At 73.9% G+C, this 20119-nt stretch carries 19 protein-coding genes and 1 pseudogene; 10 read left to right on the forward strand and 10 right to left on the reverse strand.

The window, feature by feature from the left end; all coding sequences use genetic code 11:
- The first annotated feature begins 74 nt into the window (after positions 1–74).
- Both KSP35_RS08915 and KSP35_RS08920 read left to right on the forward strand, forming a co-directional pair.
- Positions 75–866: a (Fe-S)-binding protein gene (locus tag KSP35_RS08915; RefSeq protein ID WP_217001030.1), complete on the forward strand. Its 792-nt coding sequence runs from the start codon at positions 75–77 to the stop codon at positions 864–866.
- Complete coding sequence (locus KSP35_RS08920; protein WP_217001032.1) at positions 863–2959, forward strand: LUD domain-containing protein; 2097 nt, start codon at positions 863–865, stop codon at positions 2957–2959. The genes KSP35_RS08915 and KSP35_RS08920 overlap by 4 nt, the downstream gene beginning before the upstream one ends.
- 61 nt (positions 2960–3020) lie before the next feature.
- Here the strand turns inward: KSP35_RS08920 and KSP35_RS08925 are convergent, their stop codons facing one another.
- Positions 3021–3608, reverse strand: a complete 588-nt coding sequence (locus KSP35_RS08925) for a TMEM165/GDT1 family protein (protein WP_217001034.1) — start codon at positions 3606–3608, stop codon at positions 3021–3023.
- Between the two features lie 396 nt (positions 3609–4004).
- Here KSP35_RS08925 and KSP35_RS08930 point away from each other — a divergent pair, with 396 nt between their 5' ends.
- Complete coding sequence (locus tag KSP35_RS08930; protein WP_217001036.1) at positions 4005–5327, forward strand: PhoH family protein; 1323 nt, start codon at positions 4005–4007, stop codon at positions 5325–5327.
- 23 nt (positions 5328–5350) lie between these two features.
- Here the strand turns inward: KSP35_RS08930 and KSP35_RS08935 are convergent, their stop codons facing one another.
- Both KSP35_RS08935 and KSP35_RS08940 read right to left on the reverse strand, forming a co-directional pair.
- Entirely contained in the window at positions 5351–7195 is a 1845-nt protein-coding gene (locus KSP35_RS08935; protein ID WP_217001038.1) for a copper resistance CopC/CopD family protein, read from the reverse strand.
- Positions 7195–8025 carry a zf-HC2 domain-containing protein gene (locus KSP35_RS08940; protein ID WP_371748856.1) on the reverse strand — a complete coding sequence of 277 codons (831 nt, stop codon included), beginning with the start codon at positions 8023–8025 and terminating at the stop codon, positions 7195–7197. Before KSP35_RS08940 ends, KSP35_RS08935 begins: the two co-directional genes overlap by 1 nt.
- Here KSP35_RS08940 and rpmG point away from each other — a divergent pair.
- The 3 genes from rpmG to KSP35_RS08955 all read left to right on the forward strand — a co-directional run bounded on the left by rpmG (position 7997) and on the right by KSP35_RS08955 (position 10012).
- Positions 7997–8161, forward strand: a complete 165-nt coding sequence (gene rpmG, locus KSP35_RS08945) for a 50S ribosomal protein L33 (protein WP_217001042.1) — start codon at positions 7997–7999, stop codon at positions 8159–8161. The two genes, KSP35_RS08940 and rpmG, sit on opposite strands and share 29 nt — an antisense overlap.
- Positions 8162–8355: 194 nt before the next feature.
- The gene (locus tag KSP35_RS08950) at positions 8356–9045 is read left to right on the forward strand and encodes a 3'-5' exonuclease (protein ID WP_217001044.1); all 690 of its coding nucleotides are present in this window, start codon (positions 8356–8358) and stop codon (positions 9043–9045) included.
- A gap of 751 nt (positions 9046–9796) precedes the next feature.
- Positions 9797–10012: a hypothetical protein gene (locus KSP35_RS08955; protein WP_217001046.1), complete on the forward strand. Its 216-nt coding sequence runs from the start codon at positions 9797–9799 to the stop codon at positions 10010–10012.
- Here the strand turns inward: KSP35_RS08955 and KSP35_RS08960 are convergent.
- From KSP35_RS08960 to KSP35_RS08980, 5 genes are all read right to left on the reverse strand, one after another.
- A complete protein-coding gene (locus tag KSP35_RS08960) occupies positions 10005–10757 on the reverse strand; it encodes a ParA family protein (protein WP_217001048.1) in 753 nt (250 codons plus the stop codon). The two genes, KSP35_RS08955 and KSP35_RS08960, sit on opposite strands and share 8 nt — an antisense overlap.
- A gap of 71 nt (positions 10758–10828) precedes the next feature.
- A complete protein-coding gene (locus KSP35_RS08965; protein ID WP_217001050.1) occupies positions 10829–12328 on the reverse strand; it encodes an ABC transporter substrate-binding protein in 1500 nt (499 codons plus the stop codon).
- Between the two features lie 20 nt (positions 12329–12348).
- Positions 12349–13629, reverse strand: coding sequence for a carbohydrate ABC transporter permease (locus KSP35_RS08970; protein ID WP_217001052.1), 1281 nt, complete (start codon positions 13627–13629; stop codon positions 12349–12351).
- The gene (locus KSP35_RS08975; protein ID WP_217001054.1) at positions 13616–14524 is read right to left on the reverse strand and encodes a carbohydrate ABC transporter permease; all 909 of its coding nucleotides are present in this window, start codon (positions 14522–14524) and stop codon (positions 13616–13618) included. The genes KSP35_RS08970 and KSP35_RS08975 overlap by 14 nt, the downstream gene beginning before the upstream one ends.
- Complete coding sequence (locus KSP35_RS08980) at positions 14521–15627, reverse strand: ABC transporter ATP-binding protein (RefSeq protein ID WP_217001055.1); 1107 nt, start codon at positions 15625–15627, stop codon at positions 14521–14523. Before KSP35_RS08980 ends, KSP35_RS08975 begins: the two co-directional genes overlap by 4 nt.
- A 224-nt stretch (positions 15628–15851) precedes the next feature.
- On the opposite strand from KSP35_RS08980, the gene KSP35_RS08985 reads away from it, so the two are divergent.
- From KSP35_RS08985 to KSP35_RS08995, 3 genes are all read left to right on the forward strand, one after another.
- Entirely contained in the window at positions 15852–16715 is an 864-nt protein-coding gene (locus KSP35_RS08985) for a hypothetical protein (RefSeq protein WP_217001057.1), read from the forward strand.
- Positions 16716–16804: 89 nt separating this feature from the next.
- Positions 16805–17326, forward strand: a complete 522-nt coding sequence (locus KSP35_RS08990; RefSeq protein ID WP_217001059.1) for an RNA polymerase sigma factor — start codon at positions 16805–16807, stop codon at positions 17324–17326.
- Positions 17323–18327: a permease-like cell division protein FtsX gene (locus KSP35_RS08995; RefSeq protein WP_217001061.1), complete on the forward strand. Its 1005-nt coding sequence runs from the start codon at positions 17323–17325 to the stop codon at positions 18325–18327. Before KSP35_RS08990 ends, KSP35_RS08995 begins: the two co-directional genes overlap by 4 nt.
- 59 nt (positions 18328–18386) lie before the next feature.
- Here KSP35_RS08995 and KSP35_RS09000 read toward each other — a convergent pair whose 3' ends face one another.
- Both KSP35_RS09000 and bioB read right to left on the reverse strand, forming a co-directional pair.
- Positions 18387–18596 carry a hypothetical protein gene (locus KSP35_RS09000; protein WP_217001063.1) on the reverse strand — a complete coding sequence of 70 codons (210 nt, stop codon included), beginning with the start codon at positions 18594–18596 and terminating at the stop codon, positions 18387–18389.
- Between the two features lie 2 nt (positions 18597–18598).
- Entirely contained in the window at positions 18599–19678 is a 1080-nt protein-coding gene (bioB, locus tag KSP35_RS09005) for a biotin synthase BioB (RefSeq protein ID WP_217001065.1), read from the reverse strand.
- A 125-nt stretch (positions 19679–19803) separates the two neighbouring features.
- Here bioB and KSP35_RS25740 point away from each other — a divergent pair.
- A pseudogene (locus tag KSP35_RS25740) lies at positions 19804–20010 on the forward strand (PadR family transcriptional regulator); the annotation flags it as partial.
- Positions 20011–20119 lie beyond the last annotated feature (109 nt).

Consider the following 20119-nt stretch of genomic DNA (forward strand, 5'->3'; position numbering starts at 1 on the left):
ATCCGCCGGACGTCGGCCCGGGTCCCCGCCCGACGGACGCCGACGGCGGAGCGGATCGGCGCGAGGATCGGGCGGTGCGAGTCGCCCTGCTGGTCACCTGCGTGGCCGACGTGTTCGAGCCGGAGGTGGCCGAGGCCACCGTCGAGGTGCTCACCGCCGGGGGCTGCGAGGTCTCCTGCCCGCAGGGCCAGACGTGCTGCGGGCAGCCCGCCTGGAACGCCGGATTCGCCGCCGACGCCGCACGGGTCGCCGGCACGACGCTGGCTGCGCTGGGCCGGGCGCTCGACGACGGCGCGGAGGCGGTGGTGGTGCCCGCCGGCTCCTGCGCCGCCATGGTGCGGCGCTTCTGGCCCGAGCTGTTCCACCTCCACGGCACCCCGGACCAGGTCGACCTGGCGGTGCGGGTGGCCGACCGCACCTGGGAGCTCACCGAGCTCGTCCCCCACCTCGACCTGCCGCCGCTCGCCCTCCCCGAGCCCACGACGGTGGCCTGGCACCACTCGTGCCACCTCCTCCGCGAGCTGCGCCACACCAGCGCCGCCGACGTGCTCGACGCGGTCGAGGGCTGCGACCGCACCGCCTGGGCCGCCGACGAGCGCTGCTGCGGCTTCGGCGGGCTCTTCAGCGTGAAGCTCCCCGAGGTCTCGGTGGCCATGGCCGACGACAAGGTCCGCTCGCTGCTCGCCGCCGACCCCCGGCCCGACGAGGTGGTCTCCGCCGACGCGTCGTGCCTCCTGCACCTGCGGGGCCGCATGGCGTCCGAGGGGGTGGCCATCCGCACCCGCCACGTGGCCCAGGTCCTGGCCGATGCCCTGCCTGCGGCCGGTCCCCTGCCGGCCGACGGGCCGTCGGAGCCGTCGTCGTGACCGGCCGCTGGCCGCTGGGCGACTCGAGCCTGCGGGACCGCATGGCCGCCGCGGTGGCCGACCCGGACGTGCCCGGGCGCATCCAGGTGGCGGTGGAGCGCTTCGGCACCCACCGCACCGAGGGCCTGGCCGAGCTGGCCGATCCCGACGGGCTCCGCCACCGGGCTCGGGCCCTCAAGGCGTCGATCCTCGCCGACCTCCCGGCCCTGGTCGACCGCCTCGAGGCGCAGCTGCAGGCCCAGGGCGCCACGGTCCACCGGGCCTCCGACGACGTCGAGGCGTCTGCCATCGTCGCCCGCATCGCCGCCGGGAAGCGGGTGGTGAAGTCGAAGTCGATGGCCACCGAGGAGATCGGCCTCAACGAGGCGCTGGAGGCCGCCGGCGCCACCGTGGTGGAGACCGACCTGGGCGAGTGGATCATCCAGCTGGCCGACCAGACGCCCAGCCACATCATCGCCCCGGCCGTCCACCACGACCGCCACTCGATCCTCGAGGTCTTCGAGCGGGTGGCCGGCGCCCACGGCGTGGCCGCCGAGCCCACCGCGCTGAACGCCTTCGCCCGCACCCGCCTGCGCCAGGAGTTCCTGGCCGCCGAGGTGGGCATCAGCGGGGTCAACTTCGCGGCGGTCGACACCGGCTCGCTGGTGCTGGTCACCAACGAGGGCAACGGCCGCCTCACCACGTCGCTCCCGCCGGTGCACGTGGCCGTGCTGGGCATGGAGCGGTTGGTGCGCAGCTGGGCCGAGCTCGACCTGTTCCTCACCCTGCTCACCCGTTCGGCAACCGGCCAGCGCCTGACGTCGTACACCAACGCCATCACCGGCCCCCGCCGCGCAGGCGAGCCCGACGGGCCCCAAGAGCTTCACGTGGTGGTGGTCGACAACGGCCGCTCGGCGCTGCTGGGCACCGAGCAGGAGGAGATGCTGGGCTGCCTGCGCTGCGGCGCCTGCCTCAACGTGTGCCCCGTCTACCGCCAGACCGGTGGCCACGCCTACGGCTGGGTGTACCCCGGCCCCATGGGCGCCGTGCTCACCGCCCTCCTGGCCCACGGCGAGCCCGGTGCTGCCGAGCTGCCCGGCGCCTCGACCCTGTGCGGGGCGTGCATGGACGCCTGCCCGGTGGAGATCCCGCTCCAGGACCTGCTGCTGGCGCTGCGCCGCGACCGGGCCGCCGACGGCGCCGAGCGGAGCGAGCGGGCGGCCTGGCGGGCGTGGTCGGAGGCGTGGGCGCACCCGGCGTCCTACCGGGCCAGCACCCGGGTGGCCACCGCGGTGGGCAGCCGGCTCGGCGACCGGTCCCGCCACCTGCCCGGCGCCTCACGCTGGACCGAGGGCCGTGAGGCCCCGGTCCCGGCCGCCCGCTCGTTCCGTTCCGCCTGGCAGGCCGACCACGGCACGACCGGCACCGCGGCCGCCCGCGCCGGCGCCCGCCCGCCGGCGCCGGGCCCCCGGCCCCTGCTCGACCCGGACGGCGCTGATCGCACCCAGGCCCACCCGCGGCCGGCGCCCACCGACGACGTGCCGCCCATCGAGCACCTGGTGGTCGACCCCGACGACCTGCTGGGCACCTTCGCCCGCACCGCCACCGAGGCGGGGGCTCGCGTCCACGTGGTCGCCGGCCCCGCCGTCCCACCCGAGCTGCTCGACCGACTGGTGCGCGAGCACCAGGTCGCCAGCGTGGTGGCCAACGCCGAGCCGCTGGCCCAGGCGACTGCGGAGGCGCTCGAGGCCGCGCACCCGGCGCTCGCCGTGCACCGCACCCGCGTCACCCGGGACCAGCGGGTGGCCGCCGACCTGGGCATCACCTCGGCCATCGCCCTGGTGGCCGCCACCGGCTCGCTGGTGGTCGACGCCTCCGTGGCCGGGGACCGGACCACCAGCCTGCTCCCCCGCGTCCACCTGGCCGTCGTGTCGGCCGCCGACGTGGCGGCCACCCCGGGCGACGTGTGGCGCCGCTACGACGCCGACCCCGACGCCCTCCCGTCGAACCTCGTGTTCGTCACCGGCCCCAGCCGCACGGGCGACATCGAGCAGCTCCTGACCGTCGGCGTCCACGGCCCCACCGCCGTCGAGATCGTCGTCCTCGACGCCTGATCGCCCGCGCCGCCCCTGCCGGCGCCACCGACGGCCCGGGCGGTGGAGGCGACGGCGAGCGTCAGAGGACGAGCTCGGCGAGGGTCCAGACGGCGAGGGCGGCGAACACGAAGGCGCCCACGTAGTTGACCTTGTGCAGCGGGACGCGGGCCACGAGCTGGCGGCCGAAGGTGGCGGCGATGCCGGCGACCGCGGCGAGGGCGAGCAGGGCACCGATGCCGGTGGAGAGCGGCGACCCGCTCTTGGCGGCGAGGCTGGCGGTGGCGAGCTGGGTGAGGTCCCCCCACTCGGCGAGGATGATCAGCCCGAAGCTGCCGAAGACCGTGGCCCGCACGGTGGCCTGGGCCACGACGTCGGTGCTGGTGTCCTCGTCCTCGGCGGTGCGGGCGGCCCCAAACAGCAGGACGGCGCCCACCAGGAACAGCACGGCGACGGTGAGCTTCACCGCCACGTCCGGCAGCAGCCCGATGGCGCTGCCCGCCAGCACGGCGACCACCACGTGCACGGTGAACGCGGCGACGGCGCCCACCCACACCCACCCCGGCCGGCGGTACCGCGTGACGAGGACGATGGTGGCGATCATCGTCTTGTCCGGCAGCTCGGCGGGGAAGACGGTGGCGAAGGCCTGGAGCAGGTACTTGATCGACATGGGGCGTGGTCCTCGGATCGGGTCCCGACCAGAGATCGCCTCCGGCCGGAACGACAACGGTGGTCGTTCGGCCGAAGGTCTCGCCCGCCTGGCGGACCAGGCCCCGCCGACCGGGCTCCGGTGGGAGCCAGTGTGTCGACCGACGGGTTGGGGGCTACTCCCCTTCAGTGCCGACACCGTACCCGCTCGCCCGGCTCTTCCCGCCAATCGGTCGGGCAGCCACCGGGCGGGTGAACGAATGTGACGGCGGCGTGAACGGTGCCTCGGGGTCCACCGCTTCGGCCCGTCGGAGGTGGAGGATGGACAGCGGTGATCCACCGCCCAGCCGTCAGCGACCCCGGTCCGTTGCGAGACCGCTCGATCCTGCTGGCTGGCCCACGCCTACTTGGGGGTTCTGTGACCGCACTTCCCGAAGCCGCTGCTCTGCCGCGCCTGCGCACCTACGTGCTCGACACGTCGGTGCTCCTGGCCGACCCGCACGCGCTCGTCCGCTTCGACGAGCACGCCGTGGTCCTGCCGATCGTGGTGCTGATGGAGCTCGAGGCCAAGCGCGACCACCCCGAGCTGGGCTGGGCCGCCCGGCAGACGTTGCGCCACCTCGAACGGCTGCGGTTGGAGCACGGCTCGCTCACCGAGGCCATCCCGGTCAACGACCACGGCGGCACCCTCCGGGTGGAGCTGAACCACCAGTCGACCGAGGGCCTGCCCGCCGCCATGCAGGCCGGCAACAACGACCACCGGATCCTGGCGGTGGCCCACAACCTGCGCAACGACGGGCTCGACGTCACCGTCGTCACCAAGGACCTGCCGCTGCGGCTCAAGGCCAGCATCGTGGGCCTCGAGGCCGACCAGTACCGCAACGAGCAGGCCACCGACTCCAGCTGGACCGGCTTCGTCGACCTCGAGGTCGAGCCGGACGACATCGACGACCTGTTCGCCCACCGGGTGCTCGACCTGCCCGAGGCCCGCGACCTCCCGGTGAACGCGGGCGTCGCCCTGCACGCCGGCACCCAGAGCGCGCTCGGCCGGGTGCACGCCGACAAGTCCATCCACCTCGTCCGCGGCGAGCAGACCCTCTTCGACGTCGTGGGGCGCAGCGCCGAGCAGCGCATCGCCCTCGACATCCTCTCGGACCCGTCGGTGGGCATCGTCAGCCTCGGCGGCAACGCCGGCACCGGCAAGAGCGTCATGGCGCTGGCCGCCGGGCTCGACGCCGTGCTGGAGAAGGGCACCCACAAGCGCATCCTGATCTTCCGCCCGCTCTTCGCCGTCGGTGGGCAGGACCTCGGGTTCCTCCCGGGGGACCGCGACGAGAAGATGGGCCCGTGGGCCGCCGCCGTCCACGACGCCCTCGAGAGCATCGCCGGGCCGGAGGTCATCGAGGAGGTGCTGGCCCGCAACCTGCTCGAGGTGCTGCCGCTCACCCACATCCGGGGCCGCAGCCTCACCGACACCTTCGTGATCATCGACGAGGCGCAGAACCTGGAGAAGGCGGTGCTGCTCACGGCGCTGAGCCGCCTCGGCGAGGGCAGCCGGGTGGTGCTCACCCACGACGTCGCCCAGCGCGACAACCTCCGGGTGGGACGCCACGACGGCATCGCCTCGGTGATCGACGCCATGAAGGGCCACCCGCTCTTCGCCCACGTCACCTTCACCCGCTCGGAGCGCTCGGCGGTGGCCGCCCTGGTCACCAGCCTGCTCGACGACCCCATGGCCTGAGGCGGGCCCCGCCGGGGAGGCGGCTACCGGACGCGGAAGCGCACGGTGGCCGTCTGCTCGGTGAAGCGGTCGGGCTTGACGGTGATGGTGAGGGTCCACTCGCCGGCGAGGTCGAGCGGCGTGCCGACCAGCTGGAAGTGGCCGGCGCCGGCGCGCACCGGCGTGCGGTCGAACGGTCCCAGGTCCTGGGCGGGCAGGTCGAGCTGGAAGGCGGCGGCGTCGTACTGGTCGTCGGCGCCGCCGTCGGCGTCGAGGACGTAGGCGTGGATGTCGTTGCGGCCCGGCGAGGCCGGGTCGATGATCACCTCGACGCTGCCCGTGCCCAGCGGCGCCGAGACGGTGACCACCCCGCCCTTGGCAGCGGTCCGGGCCGGGGTGACGTTGGTGAGCACCGCGGTGACGGCCAGCACCAGCACCAGGCCCAGCACCTCCAACCGGACCACCCGGGTCAGCAGCGCCCACGTCCGCGACGGCTCGCCGTCGTCGAGGTCACCAGCGCCGTGGACGGTGGGTGTGGCGGGAGGCGGCGCGAAGCCCGTGGCGAGAGGGCCGGCGGCCGCGCGATCGGCCGGGACGGCGACGAGCACCTGCTCGGCGACCTCTGCGGTGCGGTCCGAGTCGGTGGGCGCGGGCGCGTCGGCGTCGGCGTCGGCGTCGGCGTCGGCCAAGGTGGGCACGAGGCGGAAGCGGTTCCAGGCCGCACCGGCCAGCACCAGCGCCACCAGGCCGACCTTGAGCAGGAGCAGCCGTCCGTAGGTGGTGGTGGTGAGGGCGTGGAGCCCGCCGACCTCGATCCAGCCCAGGACCGTCCCGGCCACCACGACGGCGGCGACGATGGCGCCCGCCCAGCCGGAGAACGTGGCCACGGCGGCGCCGGCGCCGAGCCCGTCGCCTGCGGCCCGCCGCCGCCGCAGGACCACGAGCAGCGCCCCGAGGCCGCCCAGCCAGATCGACGCGGCGAGGAGGTGGGCGGCATCGGCGACGTAGGCCACCGCCAGCGGCGTCATGGTGCGGGTGTGCCCGGTGACGACGAAGCCGAGCGGTGCCGACGCGGCGCCGGCCAGCGCCAGGAGCCGGGCCGCCCCCTTGAAGGGCAGGCCGGTGGTGACGAGCACGGCCACGAGGGCCAACCCGGTGATGGCCACGGACCACCCGACGCCGTCGGAGAGGGCCAGGTCGAGGACCCCGCTCTCGCTGATCGAGCCCCAGCCCCGGCCCGTGGCGAGGGCCGCCTGGATGGGCAGCTGGAGCAGCAGCGTGGCGATCCCCAGCCCGGCCAGCGCGCCGACCAGCCGGGTGACCGGCGACGGTTCGTCGGGGCGGCGCAGCGCGCTCCCGATGAGCACGGCCCCCGAGGCCACCAGCACCGCCAGGTAGGTGAGCCCGCGCAGGACCGCCCCGACCACGTCGTCGCGGCGGTCGGAGCTGCCCTTGAAGGCCTCGTCGGCCAGGCCGCTGCGCACCGCGGTCTTGGTCCCCACGGAGAAGGAGAAGGCGCCGCGCACGGGGTGCCCGTCGGCCGACAGGACCCGCCAGGCCACCACGTAGCCGCCCTTCGACAGCGTGCCGTCGACCTTGGCGGTGACGGTGTCGCCGGACGCGGTGGCGGTGCCGGCGTCGACCCGCTCGCCGTTGCCGTCGAGGATGCGCACCCCGTCGGCCTGGACGGCCACGTCCTCGGAGAACTGGAGGGTGACCTCCTTGGGCGCGGTGGCCTCGACCCCGCCGTCGGCCGGGTTGGTGCTGGTGAGCTCGGCGTGCGCCGAGGCCGGGCTGGCCGGTGCCAGGGCCAGCGCCAGCACCGCCGCCACGAGCGCGACGGCGCGTGCGGCGCGGCGCAGGGGCCTGTGGGTGCGGTCGCCGGACATCAGGCGGCGAGCGTAGGCCTCGAGCGCCGGAGCCCGTCGAGCAGGGGGGCATCGTCGGCGGGGCGCCGGGAGATCACCCAGAGCAGGGCCAGCCCGACCAGCTCGAGCAGGTGCGTGCTCTCCGCCCACGGCGCGGTGCGCCCGGACGCCACGTCGATCACCGCGCCTACGAGCATGGCCAGGGCGAGGGCGCCGGCGAACGGCACCAGTCCCAACGCCCGTGCCGGTCGGAAGACCACCAGGAGCAGGGCGGCGGCGAGGGCGAGGTCCCAGGCCCCCAGCTCGCGGGCGAGGTGGATGGGGGCGTTGGCGTCGTGGCCGAAGAGCATCGGCGGGAGCGACAGCGCCAGCTGGGTGAGGGCGACGCCCAGCAGGGCCCAGCGGGTCCAGTGCGCCGAGGCCGCCGAGCGGGCGGCAGCCGCTGCGGCCTGCCGGCGGTCGGCGTAGGCGGCCGCCAGGATCGGGGCCGTCAGGTCGGGCACGGCCTCCGCGGGGCGGACCGCGAGGCGGCGACGGACGAGGGCGCTGCCGTCGGCGAAGGCGCGGCACGCCGCGCACGAGGCGAGGTGGCGGTCGAGCACCGCGTCGGCCACACCGGGGTCCTCCCCGTCGAGGCGGGCGGACAGGGCTTCGCGACACGACTGGCAACGCATGCCCGGGTAGTCGCACCGGTGCCCCGAGCGGTTCCGGGCCCGTCGGAGTTGGGTCCGGCCCGACGCGGCCCCTACGATGGCTCGTCCGCACCTGCACGGTCCCGGCCGTGCCACCGTGCCTCCACCACGCTCCGGGGAGACGAATCCGATGGCAAGAAGCGACAAGCGACCGATCATCAAGCTGAAGTCGACTGCGGGGACGGGCTACACCTACGTCACCCGCAAGAACAAGACGAACACGCGTGAGCGGATCGAGATCAAGAAGTACGACCCGAAGATCCGCCAGCACGTGATCTTCAAGGAAGAGCGCTAGCCCTTCCGGCGTGCGTCCCGCCCACGGCGGGACCGCCTCCAGACCGTCGAGCGATCTCGCCCGCGAGGGCGAGATCGCTCGCGCCTGGGCCGCGACGATCGCCTGATTCGCGCGGCGCGTGAAGCATCCACCACCCGCGCGCGCCGCCTCCGTAACCTTTTGCTCCAGCAGGGGACGGTCGTCCGGGAGCGCGGATGGGTCAGCACGCCAACATCTACGGCATCGACATCGAGACCGACACCAGTCGGGACGCCCTCGACCCCGCGGTGGCCCCCGTGCTCACCATCGCCCTCTCGGGTCGCACCTTCGACGACGTCTTCATCGGGGACGAGGCCACCATGCTGCGGGCGCTCGACGACCGGCTGGCCTCGCTGGCCCCCGGGGTGCTGGCCACCTGGAACGGCGCCACCTTCGACCTCCCGTTCATCGCCGAGCGCGCCCGCCTGCTGGGCGTCGACCTCGACCTGCGCCTGTGCCTCGATCGACGCCTGACCCTGGGCCGGGCCCCGCTGCCCGGCCACGCCGGCGCCTACCGCGGGGTGTGGGGCGCCCACGTGCACCTCGACACGTTCCGGCTCTTCGGCCAGTCCCCGGCCGGGCCGTGGACGTCCCTGCGCTCCATCGGCCGCCTCCTCGGGGTGGGCACGGGCGGGGCCGGCTCACGGCCGGGCAAGGACCTGGCCGACGAGGCGCTGCACGCCCACGCCGCCAGCGACGCCCGGCTGGCCCGGGTGCTCGCCGAGCGCCGGTGGGGCGCGGCGGCCCGCCTGCTCGACCACGTCGACGTCGACGAGGCCCGCCCGGTGAACGTGGCGGTGCAGCGGCTGGCCCGCCAGGCCCGCCACGAGGGCGTCGTGCTGCGTCCCGCCGTCGCCGCCGGCTGAGGCACCCCTCGCCCGCTGTCACCCCCCTGGGCCATGATGGGCCCACGAGGATCGCCGTCCCCTCGAGCGCCCACCGAGGCCAGGACCGCCGGAAGCACCACCCACGTTCCGGAGGTCCCCATGTCGCCCACGGCGAGCACCGCCACCACCCACCCGTCCCTGGCCCAGCTGGCGGAGATCGTCCACCGCGGCACCGAGGGAGACGAAGGCGCCACCATCTCCTTCGTCCGGCTCGAGCCACGGGCCGAGACCGTCTCGTTCGGGTTCTGGTCCGTACCCCGCACGGCGGCCCACCCGGTGGATCCGCTGGTGGGCTTCCTCGCCCCCGTCGCCTGGTCGGCCCTCGGCCTCACCACCACCGGTCGGGCCCACCACCTGAAGGGCGATCGCGGCCCGCAGCCCGTCCGGGCCACGGTGCTGGCCGGGCGGGACGGCGACGTGGCGTCGCTGCTGGAGCACGGCGACGGCGAGCTCGAGGTCTTCGACCACCCGCCTCAGGGCTGGGCGGCCGATGCCCTGGTCCGGGCCCTCGGGCGGGCCACCCCGCCCCCGGCCGAGCCGCTCTCGGCCATGGTGCACGCCACCTGGCTCGACCGGGTGGCCGGGCGCGTCCTGCCGGAGCCGGCCGGCACCCACCGGTGGGGGGACCTGGCTCGCCTCCACCCCCCTGGCCCCGCCCGGCGCCCCGGCCTCGGCCGAGCGCCTGGCCGCCCAGGCCCACCGGCTGGACCGCGAGTCGAGCTGGGCCCGCATGCGGGTCCTCGGCGCCGGCGCCGCTCGCCCGGACGGCCACCTCGGGGACCGGCCGCCGGGCGGCCGCCCGGTCGCCCCGCAGGACTGGTTCGACGACGGCTCGTTCTGCCGGTGGGCCCAGCGGGACCTCCCGCCCACCGAGGCCGTGCTCGCCGCGGTGTGCGAGGTGCTGCCGGAGGCGCTGGCGCGGCAGCTGCGGGTGGGGCTCAGCTGAGCCCGGCGCGCTCCGCGGCCTCGGCCCAGAGCTTGCGGTACTCGGCGGCTGCCAGGCTCCGGGGAGCGCTGAGCACCATGGGCACCTGCTCCTCGCCCATGCGGGCCACCGCCGAGCTCTCGGGGATGGCGGCGCCCAGGAACCCGCCCCGACTGCGCACCTCCACCTCGATCCGCCGGTGGATGGGCTTGCGCCGGTCGATCATCGACAGGAACGGCGCCACGATCTTCGGCGACGCCACCTTCGTCTCGTCCAGGAACTCGCTGAAGCGGGCCAGGGCCCGGAACGGCAGCGGCTCGGGCACCACCGGCACCAGCAGCACGTCGGCCACCGAGGCCACCGCCTCCACCACCGCGCTCAGCCCCGGCGGGCAGTCCAGGATCACCACGTCGGCCGCGCCCTTGGTCCCGGCCAGCAGCTTGCGGATGGGCTTGGCCGGCTTGCCGCTCACCGACAGCACGCGGTCGATCTCGCGCACCGAGGAGTCGGCCGGCACCACGTCGAGCCCGTCGATGGTGCTGTGGCGGGCCACCGCGGCCAGCCCGCCCCGGCCACCGCCGATGAGCCGCGAGGCGCCGCCGCGCAGCTTGGGCTTGAGGTCCAGGCAATAGGTGGCCGCACCCTGCGGATCGAGGTCCCAGAGCAGCGTCCGGTGGCCGGTCACCGCCGAGATCGCCGCCAGGTTCACCGCGGTGGAGGTCTTGCCGACCCCTCCCTTGAGGCCGGTGACGGCGATGACGCGCATGGCGCCCATCATGGCCCGGGACGCGCACCGGGACGGGCCATGCCCGTCCCGGTGCCACGTGCGAGGGGTGATCAGTCGCCGTTGTACTTGGTGATGACCTCGTCGATGTCGGCCTGGGCCTTGGCGAGGGCGTCCTTCGGGTCCTTCTTGCTGAACAGCACGCCCTCCATGGCGCCACGCACGGCGTCCTGGAACTGGGTGAACGGGCCGAGCAGCGGGCCGGCGGCATCGGGATCGGCGGAGGCGAGCTGCTCCACGGCCGGCTTGAGCAGCAGGCCGTCGAGCGCCGTGTTCTGGTACTTCTTCACCTCGGGGTCGTCGGCGATGGCCTTGAGGGTGGGCAGGTAGCCGCCCTTGATGTGCCAGGTGCGGGCGTTGTCCTCCTGGAGCATGAACTTCATGAACTCCCAGGACGCCGCCTGCTGGGCCGGCGAGCCGGTGTTCATCATGTAGAAGGCACCGCCGGAGGCGTAGACCTTGCCGGGGGCCTCCACGCCGGGGAACGCCCCGGAGGCCGGGACCACCTTCGACGTGTCGATGGCGCTGGCGTCGAAGTCGATGCCGGCGTCCTCGGCGGTGAGGTCGCCACCGAGCACCTGGGCGATGGTGCCCGAGGCGGTGGAGGTCTCGATGACCATCGAGCTCTGGCCGGTGACCAGCGAGAGGTAGTGGTCGATGCTGCCGTCGGTCACCGGGAAGGGGTTGAGCAGCCCGTCCTTGTTGGCCTTGTCCAGCTGGCTGAGCACGCCCTGCATGGCCGGCGTGTTGAAGGTGGCCTTGGTGGCGACCTTGGTCCGGCCGTTGTCGTTGTTGAGCACGTCCTCGCCGATGCCGGCGGCCCAGGTGTCGAAGAACCACTCGTTGGCCAGGAAGGCGAAGGGCTTCGGGGCGACGCCCTTGTCCTTGATGATCTTGGCGTCGGCGATGGCCTCGGCGATGGTGGTGGGCGGCTTGTTGGGGTCGAGCCCGGCCTTCTGGAAGTGGATCTTGTTGTAGTAGATGACCGGCGTCGAGACGTTCATGTAGGCGGGCCACAGCACGTCGTCGACGGAGTAGGACGCCCGGGCCGACGGGATGATCGACTTGATGTCGAAGTCGTCGGCCTCCATGCAGGACTGGGCCGGGAGCACCTGGGCCTTGTCCACCAGCTCGCCGAGCATGGTGTCCTCGAGGTACTGCATGTCCGGCACCTGGTCCGGCGTCGCCGAGGCGTTCTCGTACTTGCGCAGGCCCTCGGCGTAGGCGTTGCCCTGGTTGTTGGCCTTGACGACGACCTTGTCCTGGCTGGCGTTGAAGCGCTTCACCATGTCCTCGAGCACGTCCGAGGGCGGCGAGACCAGCCCGGAGAACCAGAGGTCGACGTTGACCTTGCCCTTGGCCTTCTTCAGGGCGTCGAGCGGGCAGGTGGGCAGCTTGGAGTCGGTGCCACCGGACTCCTCGCGGCCACCGGAGCCGCCCGAGCTGGGCGGGGCGCCGCAGGCGCCGAGCACCAGGCCGGCGGCCACCAGCGAGCCGACGAGGCGGCGCGGGCGGTGGGTGCGTCGGGACGACCGACGGGTGGTGGGTGACATGGGATCCCTCTCGGAGTGGGTCACTTCACCGCGCCTGCGGTGAGGCCACGGATGATCTGGCGTTGGAAGGCGATGAGCAGGACGATCACCGGCACCGACGCCACCAGGGCGGCGGCGATGGCCTGGTTGGCGTTGGCCACCTCGCCGGCGGAGACGAAGCGCAGCTGGATCTGCAGGGTGTTGAACGAGTTCTCCGAGATCACGGCCCGTGGCCACAGGTACTGGTTCCAGGCCTGCAGCGCCGAGATCACGGTGAACGAGGCGATGACCGGCCGCGTGAGCGGCACCGCGAACTTGGTGAGGAACGACACGTGGCCGTAGCCGTCGAGCCGGGTGGCGTCCTGGATCTCGCTGGGCAGGCCTCGGAAGCCCTGCCGGATGAGGAACGTGCCCAGGGCGGTGGCGCCGAAGGGCAGCACCAGGGCCTGCATGGTGTTGGTCCACTCGAGCTGGCGGATGGTGGCGATGTTGCCCACCAGGGTCACCTCGAGGGGCAGCAGCAGGGTGGCCATGAACAGGGCGAACAGGATCCGCTTGAACGGGAACCGCAGGAACACGAAGGCGTAGGCCGACATGATCGACGTGGTCACCTGCAGCACGGTGATGAGCACGGCCATGATCAGGCTGCGGAACATGGCCGAGCCGAGGTCGTAGCGGCCCCACGAGGTGGTCCACACCTCCGGGCCCACGAAGATGACCGCGGTGCCCACCAGGCCGAAGGCGGTGAACGCGCTCTGCACCAGGGCGTAGCCGACCTTGCGCCGGCCGCCGTCGAGGTAGCCCCACAGCTGGGTGGCGAACACCGCCACCATGGCCGCGAGCACCAGCCACTGGCTGCGACCGTCGGCATCGTGGAGCGATGCGAAGGCCGGACCGGTGGCCACGGCCAGCACGACGGTGCCACCGAGGATGGCCACCAGGCGGGCCGGCGTGAGCAGCTGGCGCCACCGGGTCCACGGCAGGTCGGCCGCCACCTTCTGGAGCCAGGCGAAGAGGAACAGCACCACGAGGGTGCGGCCCACCAACGAGACGGGACCGCCGGTGAACCAGGTCCGGTCCTTCCACGCGATCTCCACCGGGTACGGCGGGCGACCCTTGTTGACCCACTGGAACGGAGGCGTGAGGGCCTGGCGCAGCGTCAGCAGCAGTGGGCCGATGACGATGGCCGCGAGGGCCACCAACATGGCGTACTGCCAGACCTTGCTCAGCAGCTGGCGACGGCTGGAGTGGCCGGTGGCCACCCGCACGCCGCGCGACGCCTCGGTGTCGGCGCCCACCGGGGTGAGGTCATTCGTCGCCATAGTGGACCCTCCGCTCGAGGATGACGAACTGCAGGAGCGTGACCACCAGGGTCACGACGAACAGCCCCACGGACATGACCGCGCTCTGGCCGTAGTCCTGGGACAGCTGGAAGATCTTGAACACCAGCGTCTCCGACGAGCCCGACGGGCCGCCCTTGGTGATGATCTCGATCTGGGCGAAGGCCTGGAAGCCGAAGATCACCAGGATCACCAGCAGGAACAGCAGGACCGGCGAGATCAGCGGCAGCGTGATCCGGAACAGGCGCCGGATGGGCCCGTAGCCGTCGAGCGTCGCCGCTTCGACCACCTCGTCGGGCACCGCCTGCAACCCGGCCAGCACGATCACGAAGGCCAGGCCGAGGTTCTGCCACATCGACGGCAGGGCGGCGGCCAGGAGCGACTTGTCGGGGTCGGCGGCCCAGTTGACCCGGAACACGCCGATGGCGGGGTTCAGCAGGAAGAAGAAGATCACCGAGGAGACCGCCACCGACGAGGCGAGGGTGCTCGAGAACATGGCCTGGAACACCTTGATGCCCTTGAGCCGCCGGTGCGAGGCGATGGCCAGCATGGTGCCGAGCACCAGGCCCACCGGCACGGTGAGGATCACGAAGATCACGCTGTGCCAGAGGCCCTGGGTGAACTCGTCGCCGGTGAGCACGGTGCGGTACTGGTCGAGGCCGACCTGCTTGTAGGAGGCCCCGCCCCGCACCGACTCGTAGGTGCCCCAGTTCAGGAGCCGGATGAACGGCAGGTAGAAGAACGTGGCGAACACCGCGATGGACGGCGCCAGGAACAGGAAGGCCAGGCCCACCTCCTTGGCGTCGTACTTGGCGCGCCGCTTCCCCTTCCCACCCCTGGCCGGCGGGGCCAGGTCCTGGGAGAGGACGTCGGTCATCCGATCCGCTCGGTGGTGTCGGCGTCAAAGAGGTGCACCTCGGCCGGGTCCACGGTGAGGCTGACGGTGGAGCCGGGCTCGTTGGTGGCCATGCCCGACTGGCGGACGATGAAGGTCTGGCCGTCGGCCTCGACCGAGATCAGGCACTCGTGGCCCAGCCACTCCACGGCGCGGACCTTGGCCTGGAAGCTGCCGTCGCCGCCGATGGTGAAGTGCTCGGGGCGGACACCGACGATGACGGGCTGATCGGCGGCGAGGGTGGCCTGCAGCCCGGCGGGCAGCGGCAGCGTGCCCGCACCTGCCACCGCGATCCCGGCGCCGTCGCCGCTGATCGCGGCGTTGAGGCAGCTCATGGGCGGGGTGCCGATGAACTGGGCGACGAAGGTGTTGTTGGGGCGGGCGTACACCTCTTGCGGGGTGCCCACCTGCTGCAGCTTGCCCATCGACATGACCGCCACGCGGGTGGCCATGGTCATGGCCTCCACCTGGTCGTGGGTGACGTAGACGATGGTGGTGCCCACCCGGCGGTGGAGGTCGACGAGCTCGATGCGGGTCTGGGCCCGGAGCTTGGCGTCGAGGTTCGAGAGCGGCTCGTCCATCAGGTACGCCTGCGGGCGCCCCACGAACGCCCGGGCCAGGGCCACGCGCTGGCGCTGGCCACCGGACAGGGCCGCCGGCTTGCGCTTGAGGTAGGGCTCGAGGTCGAGCACCCGGGCGGCCTCGGCCACCCGCTCGTCGCGCTCGGCCTTGGTGAGCTTCCGGGCGGCGCTCTCGGGCCCGTCGACCCGGTAGGTGCGGGCCAGGAGCGGCGACTCGATGTTCCGCTGCACCGTCATGTGCGGGTAGAGCGCGTAGCTCTGGAACACCATCGAGATGTCGCGGCGGGCCGGGTCGACGTCGTTGACGACGCGCTCGCCGATGCGGAGCTCGCCGTCGGAGATGTCCTCCAGGCCGGCGATCATGCGCAGGGCGGTGGTCTTGCCGCAGCCGGAGGGGCCGAGCAGGACCATGAACTCCCCGTCGTCGATCGCCAGGTCGAGGCCGTCCACGGCGGTGACCTCTCCATAGCGCTTCGACACCGCGTCGAAGGTGACGCTGGCCATGCAAACCCTCCCGGTGCTCTTGGTGCGGCAGGACCCTACGGTCCGTCTGCGAACGGCGGATGACGAACAGCCGACGGCACGGTGACCGACAGGCGGGGGTTCGACGGCGTCACCCTATGTGGTCCCGGACACCCGGGCGCACGGCGGTGGTCACACGGGATGGGTGCCGATGTCCAGGCGCTACGTTCGCGAGGGCCACGCCCCCTGCCCCGATGCCGCCGACGATGCCCTCCTCGCCACCACTCCGCGACTCCCAGTACCGGCCGATCGACCCCGTCGCCGCCCTGGCGACGGCCACCGAGCGCCTCTACGCCGCCTTCGGGTCCGTGCCCTTCAACCCCGACATGGCCCGGTCGCCCGGCAGCGTCAGCGACGCCGACGTCGCCGCCCTGGCTGCGCCCGTCGCCACGCTGCCCCCGGCGCTGGTGGCCCGGTTCCTGGTCAAGGCCGGCACCACCTGGGGCGGGCCGGACGACATCCGCCGCGTGCTGCCCCGGGCGCTGGAGCTGGCGGCGGACCACCAGCTGCCCATCGACCGCGGCCTCATGTGGGCCAAGCTCAGCTGGGCCGGCTGGCCCGACTGGCCCACCTACCAGGTGGTCACCACCCGGGCCTTCCACCAGGCGGAGTTCGGCCGCCTCCTGCGGTCCGACCCCCGGCCGGCGCACCTGGCCCACCGCTGGCTGCGCCACGCCGCCGCCGGCTTCGACGACCTCACGCCCTTCCTCGTCGACTGGCACGACGCCCTCGGCCCGCTGAACCACCCTGCGCACCACCGCGCCGCCACCGGGCACCTCGTCGTGCTGCTCGTGAGCAGCCACCTGCGCCCCGACTACCCCGAGACGGCGCAGCTCCTCTTCCCCGGCCGCCCGGCCGCCGCCGAGCAGCTCACCGACTGGCTGAGCGGGCCCGGCACCGACCACGAGCTGCAACGGGCCGCCACCGCCCTGGCCGACACGTCCGACGCCCGCCGCGTGAACGTGGCGGTCGAGCGCCTCCGTCGCTTCCGCGCCGCGGTCGAGGCGGCCGCCCCGCCGGCCGACGCCGACCCCCGCCACCTCCGCTCGGTCGCCGGCACCGACCGCTGATCCTCCGGCCCCCGGCCGCCCGGTGCGAACGCTCCCGGGGCACCGGCTCGTAGCGTGAGCTCGGGTCGCCAGCCGGGAGGAGGCCGTCCGTGACCGACGACGACGCCGAAGCCCACCTGTTCCGCGAGCTGTACCCGCCGCTGCGACGCTTCGCCGCCGTGGTCGCGCCGCTCGACGTCGACCCCGACGACCTCGTGCACGAGGCGCTGGTCCGCACGCTGGACGCCCAGCGCCTGGGCGAGCTCGACCACCCGCTCGTGGACCTGCGGCGCTCGACGCTCGCCATCGCCGGGCGCCTCGACCGCCCGTCGGCGGCACCTCGGTCGGGAGCGAGCAGCCCGTCGACGAGCCCGGTCGCCGCCCTCGACCGGGCCGACGCATCGGACCGCGCCGCCGTCTACCTCGCCGACGTCGAAGGCCTGCCGGCGGGGCAGGTGGGGGCGGCCCTCGGGATCCGGCCGACCGCAGCACGGGTGGTGGTGCGGCGGGCCCGCCGACGCCTCGGCGCCGAGGTCCAGGCCGCCGCAGCGGCACCGATCGTGGTCGAGCTGGTGGACCCCGCAGCCCGGCCGGCGTCCGCAGGTGGCGGCGACCGGGCGGATCGTCCGTGACCGTCCCCGGCCGGTCGAGCGCCCGCTCCGAGGCCAGCACCGGCGGGGCCCTCGACGCCCGGGCCCGCCGGGGCACGGCGCGCGGCGCCGATGCCGTCCTGGCCGCCGTCCGCGCCGGAGCGGCGACCCCGCTCCGGGTGGGCGACGCGGCCGGAGCCCCGTGGGCCCGCACCCGGCGAGCGGTCGCGGCGTCCGCCGTGCTCGCCCTCGTGCTCGGGGCGGCGGTGCTCACCCTGGGCGACCAGGACCGCGAGCTGGCGCTGGCGCTGCCGCCCCGCCTCCCCTACTGCGCCGGCTTGGCGGCCCGGGCCGTGCCGGCGCGGGGCATCGACCCCGACCTCTCGGTCTACGTCACCCCAGCCGCCACCCCCGGAGAGGTCTCCGACGTGGGCGCCGCCCTGCGCTCGGACATCCGCGTGGACGACGTCCACCTCGTCGACCGCACGGCCGGCCTCGCCCGCCTGCGGCAGCAGTTCGCCGGCCAGGACGCCATCCTGGCGGGGCTGCGCCGGGAGGCCGTGCCGGTCTCCTACGAGGTGCGCCTCGCCGACGGCTTCGACCTCGGCGAGGCGGTCGGCTCCTTCTACGCCGTGCCCCACGTCTTCGACGCCGTCCCCGAGCGGGTCGCCCGGGCCCGCGTGCTGGACCTGCTGATCGCCTCCGGCCACCCCTTCCTCCAGCCCGGCGGCCCGATCGCCGGCACCGACGCCCCGTTCGCCCGCCGGTGGCCCGACCTCGTGGCGGCGGTCCGGACCCGTGCCCCGGCCCGCGCCGCTGCCGCCGTGGACCGGCTGGCGGCCGAGCTCCGACGTCGGCAGCGGTCGGCCCCGGGCACGGTGCCGACGCCGAGTGCTCGGCTCGCCGCTGCTGCCGGTGCCCTGGCGGCCTCGGCCGAGCGCACCTGCGGTCTGGAGCCGGCCGAGTGGGCCGTGTCCGGCGAGCACGACCTCGACCGGGTGCTGAGCGACGCCCAGCTCCTGCCGCCAGGCCCCGGCGGCTGACCCTGGGCGCCATCCGGCCGTCGCCGCCGACCGCTGCGACGGCAGCCGACCGGCATCGCTCAGGAGCGGGCGACCTCGCCGTGGTGCTTGCAGCGGCCGACCCAGCCGCCGGGGCTCACCCGGACGGCGAGGCGGGTGCCACAGGTGGCGCAGTAGTGGGGCGGGTCGAGGGTGCGGGCGCAGCCGGCGCAATCGGCGGCCGGCCGGCCGCAGGACGTGCAGTGCGCGTCGGCCCCCGGGCCGGTGCCCGCCTCGCCCGAGACGGCCACGCTCAGATGACCTTGCCGAGGACGCCGATGGGCATCTTGAGGTCGTCGAGCATCTGGAGGTCCTCGTCGGGCGTGCGGCCCAGCGTGGTCAGGTAGTTGCCGACGATGAGGGCGTTGATGCCCGAGGTCATGCCCATGATCTGCAGCTCCCGGAGCGTGATCTCCCGGCCGCCGGCGTAGCGCAGGATCACCGACGGGAGGCCGAGGCGGAACATGGCGATCCAGCGGATGGCCTCCAGCGCCTCGACGATCGGCGCCTCGCCGAGCGGCGTGCCCGGACGGGGGTTGAGGAAGTTGAGCGGGACCTCGGCCGGCTCGACCGAGCGCAGCTGCTCGATGAGCTCCAGGCGCTGGTCGACGCTCTCACCCATGCCGAGCAGCGCGCCGCAGCACAGCTCCATGCCGTTGGCGCGCACCAGCTCGCAGGTCTCGAGCCGCTCGGCGTAGTCGTGGGTGGTGACCACGCGGGGGAAGAAGGAGGCGGCGGTCTCGAGGTTGTGGTTGTAGCGGTGGACGCCGCCCTCGCCCAGCCGCTGGGCCTGGTCGGCGGTGAGGATGCCGGCCGACACGGCCACGTTCAGGCCGGTCTCGGCCTTCACCAGCGGCACCAGCTCGAGGATGCGGCCCATGGTGCGCTCGTCGGGGCCTCGCACGGCGAGCACGATGCAGAACTCCGAGGCACCCAGCTCGGCGGTCTCGCGGGCGGCGGCCAGGACCTCCTCGGTGTCGAGGAACGGGGTGGCCTTCACCGGAGTGTCGAAGGCGGCCGACTGGCTGCAGAAGTGGCAGTCCTCGGGGCAGCCGCCGGTCTTGGCCGACAGGATCCCTTCGACCTCGACCTCGGGCCCGCACCAGCTCAGCCGCACCTCGTGGGCGAGGGCGGCGAGCGACGGCACGGCGCTGTCGGGGACGTGGGCCAGCTCGGCCAGCTCGTCCGCGGTGAGCATGCGCCGCTCGTCGAGCAGGGCGACCTCGGCGGCGCGGATGGCCTTGCGGGCGACGTCGGCCGCGAGCGGCGGCCGCGACGCCTTGGCCAGGCCCGGACGAGGCGAGATGGAGACCGGCTGCAGCGTGTCCGACATGGCCCAGGACCCTACCGGTGACCGTTTGCACAACCCCAACCGGACACCCGATCGCCTCGTCGGGGTCCACGTTCGGCGCAGATGTCCCTTGACAAGTGCTCTGGCCAGAGCATTCACTGGCGGGCATGGCCCCGCGCCGCCGCTCCAACCCGCTCGCCCTGGCGATCCTCTCGGTCCTGCAGGAAGGGCCGCGCCACCCCTACGACATCGCGGCCACGCTGAAGACCCGGCACAAGCACGAGAGCATCCGGCTCAACTACGGGGCGCTCTACGCCGTGGTCGACAAGCTGCTGGAAGACGGCTTCATCGAGGTGGTGGAGGTGGTGCGGGAAGGCCGCCGCCCCGAGCGCACCATCTACGGGATCACCGAGGCCGGCATGGGCGAGCTCACCGACTGGCTGTCGGACCTGGTGGCCATCCCGCAGAAGGAGTACACGGCGT

Origin of the sequence: Aquihabitans sp. G128 (assembly GCF_019048865.1) — a bacterium.
Lineage (GTDB): Bacteria > Actinomycetota > Acidimicrobiia > Acidimicrobiales > Iamiaceae > Aquihabitans.

Coding starts and splice junctions, on each gene's coding strand:
- KSP35_RS08955 (WP_217001046.1), top strand. CDS start 9,797: ATGCGGGTCCTCGGCGCCGGCGCCGCTCGCCCGGACGGCCACCTCGGG.
- KSP35_RS08940 (WP_371748856.1), bottom strand. CDS start 8,025: ATGATCGGTCGCTTGTCGCTTCTTGCCATCGGATTCGTCTCCCCGGAG.
- KSP35_RS08985 (WP_217001057.1), top strand. CDS start 15,852: ATGCCCTCCTCGCCACCACTCCGCGACTCCCAGTACCGGCCGATCGAC.
- KSP35_RS08960 (WP_217001048.1), bottom strand. CDS start 10,757: ATGCGCGTCATCGCCGTCACCGGCCTCAAGGGAGGGGTCGGCAAGACC.
- KSP35_RS08970 (WP_217001052.1), bottom strand. CDS start 13,629: ATGGCGACGAATGACCTCACCCCGGTGGGCGCCGACACCGAGGCGTCG.
- KSP35_RS08975 (WP_217001054.1), bottom strand. CDS start 14,524: ATGACCGACGTCCTCTCCCAGGACCTGGCCCCGCCGGCCAGGGGTGGG.
- KSP35_RS08935 (WP_217001038.1), bottom strand. CDS start 7,195: ATGTCCGGCGACCGCACCCACAGGCCCCTGCGCCGCGCCGCACGCGCC.
- KSP35_RS08925 (WP_217001034.1), bottom strand. CDS start 3,608: ATGTCGATCAAGTACCTGCTCCAGGCCTTCGCCACCGTCTTCCCCGCC.
- KSP35_RS08980 (WP_217001055.1), bottom strand. CDS start 15,627: ATGGCCAGCGTCACCTTCGACGCGGTGTCGAAGCGCTATGGAGAGGTC.
- rpmG (WP_217001042.1), top strand. CDS start 7,997: ATGGCAAGAAGCGACAAGCGACCGATCATCAAGCTGAAGTCGACTGCG.
- bioB (WP_217001065.1), bottom strand. CDS start 19,678: ATGTCGGACACGCTGCAGCCGGTCTCCATCTCGCCTCGTCCGGGCCTG.
- KSP35_RS08965 (WP_217001050.1), bottom strand. CDS start 12,328: ATGTCACCCACCACCCGTCGGTCGTCCCGACGCACCCACCGCCCGCGC.
- KSP35_RS08950 (WP_217001044.1), top strand. CDS start 8,356: ATGGGTCAGCACGCCAACATCTACGGCATCGACATCGAGACCGACACC.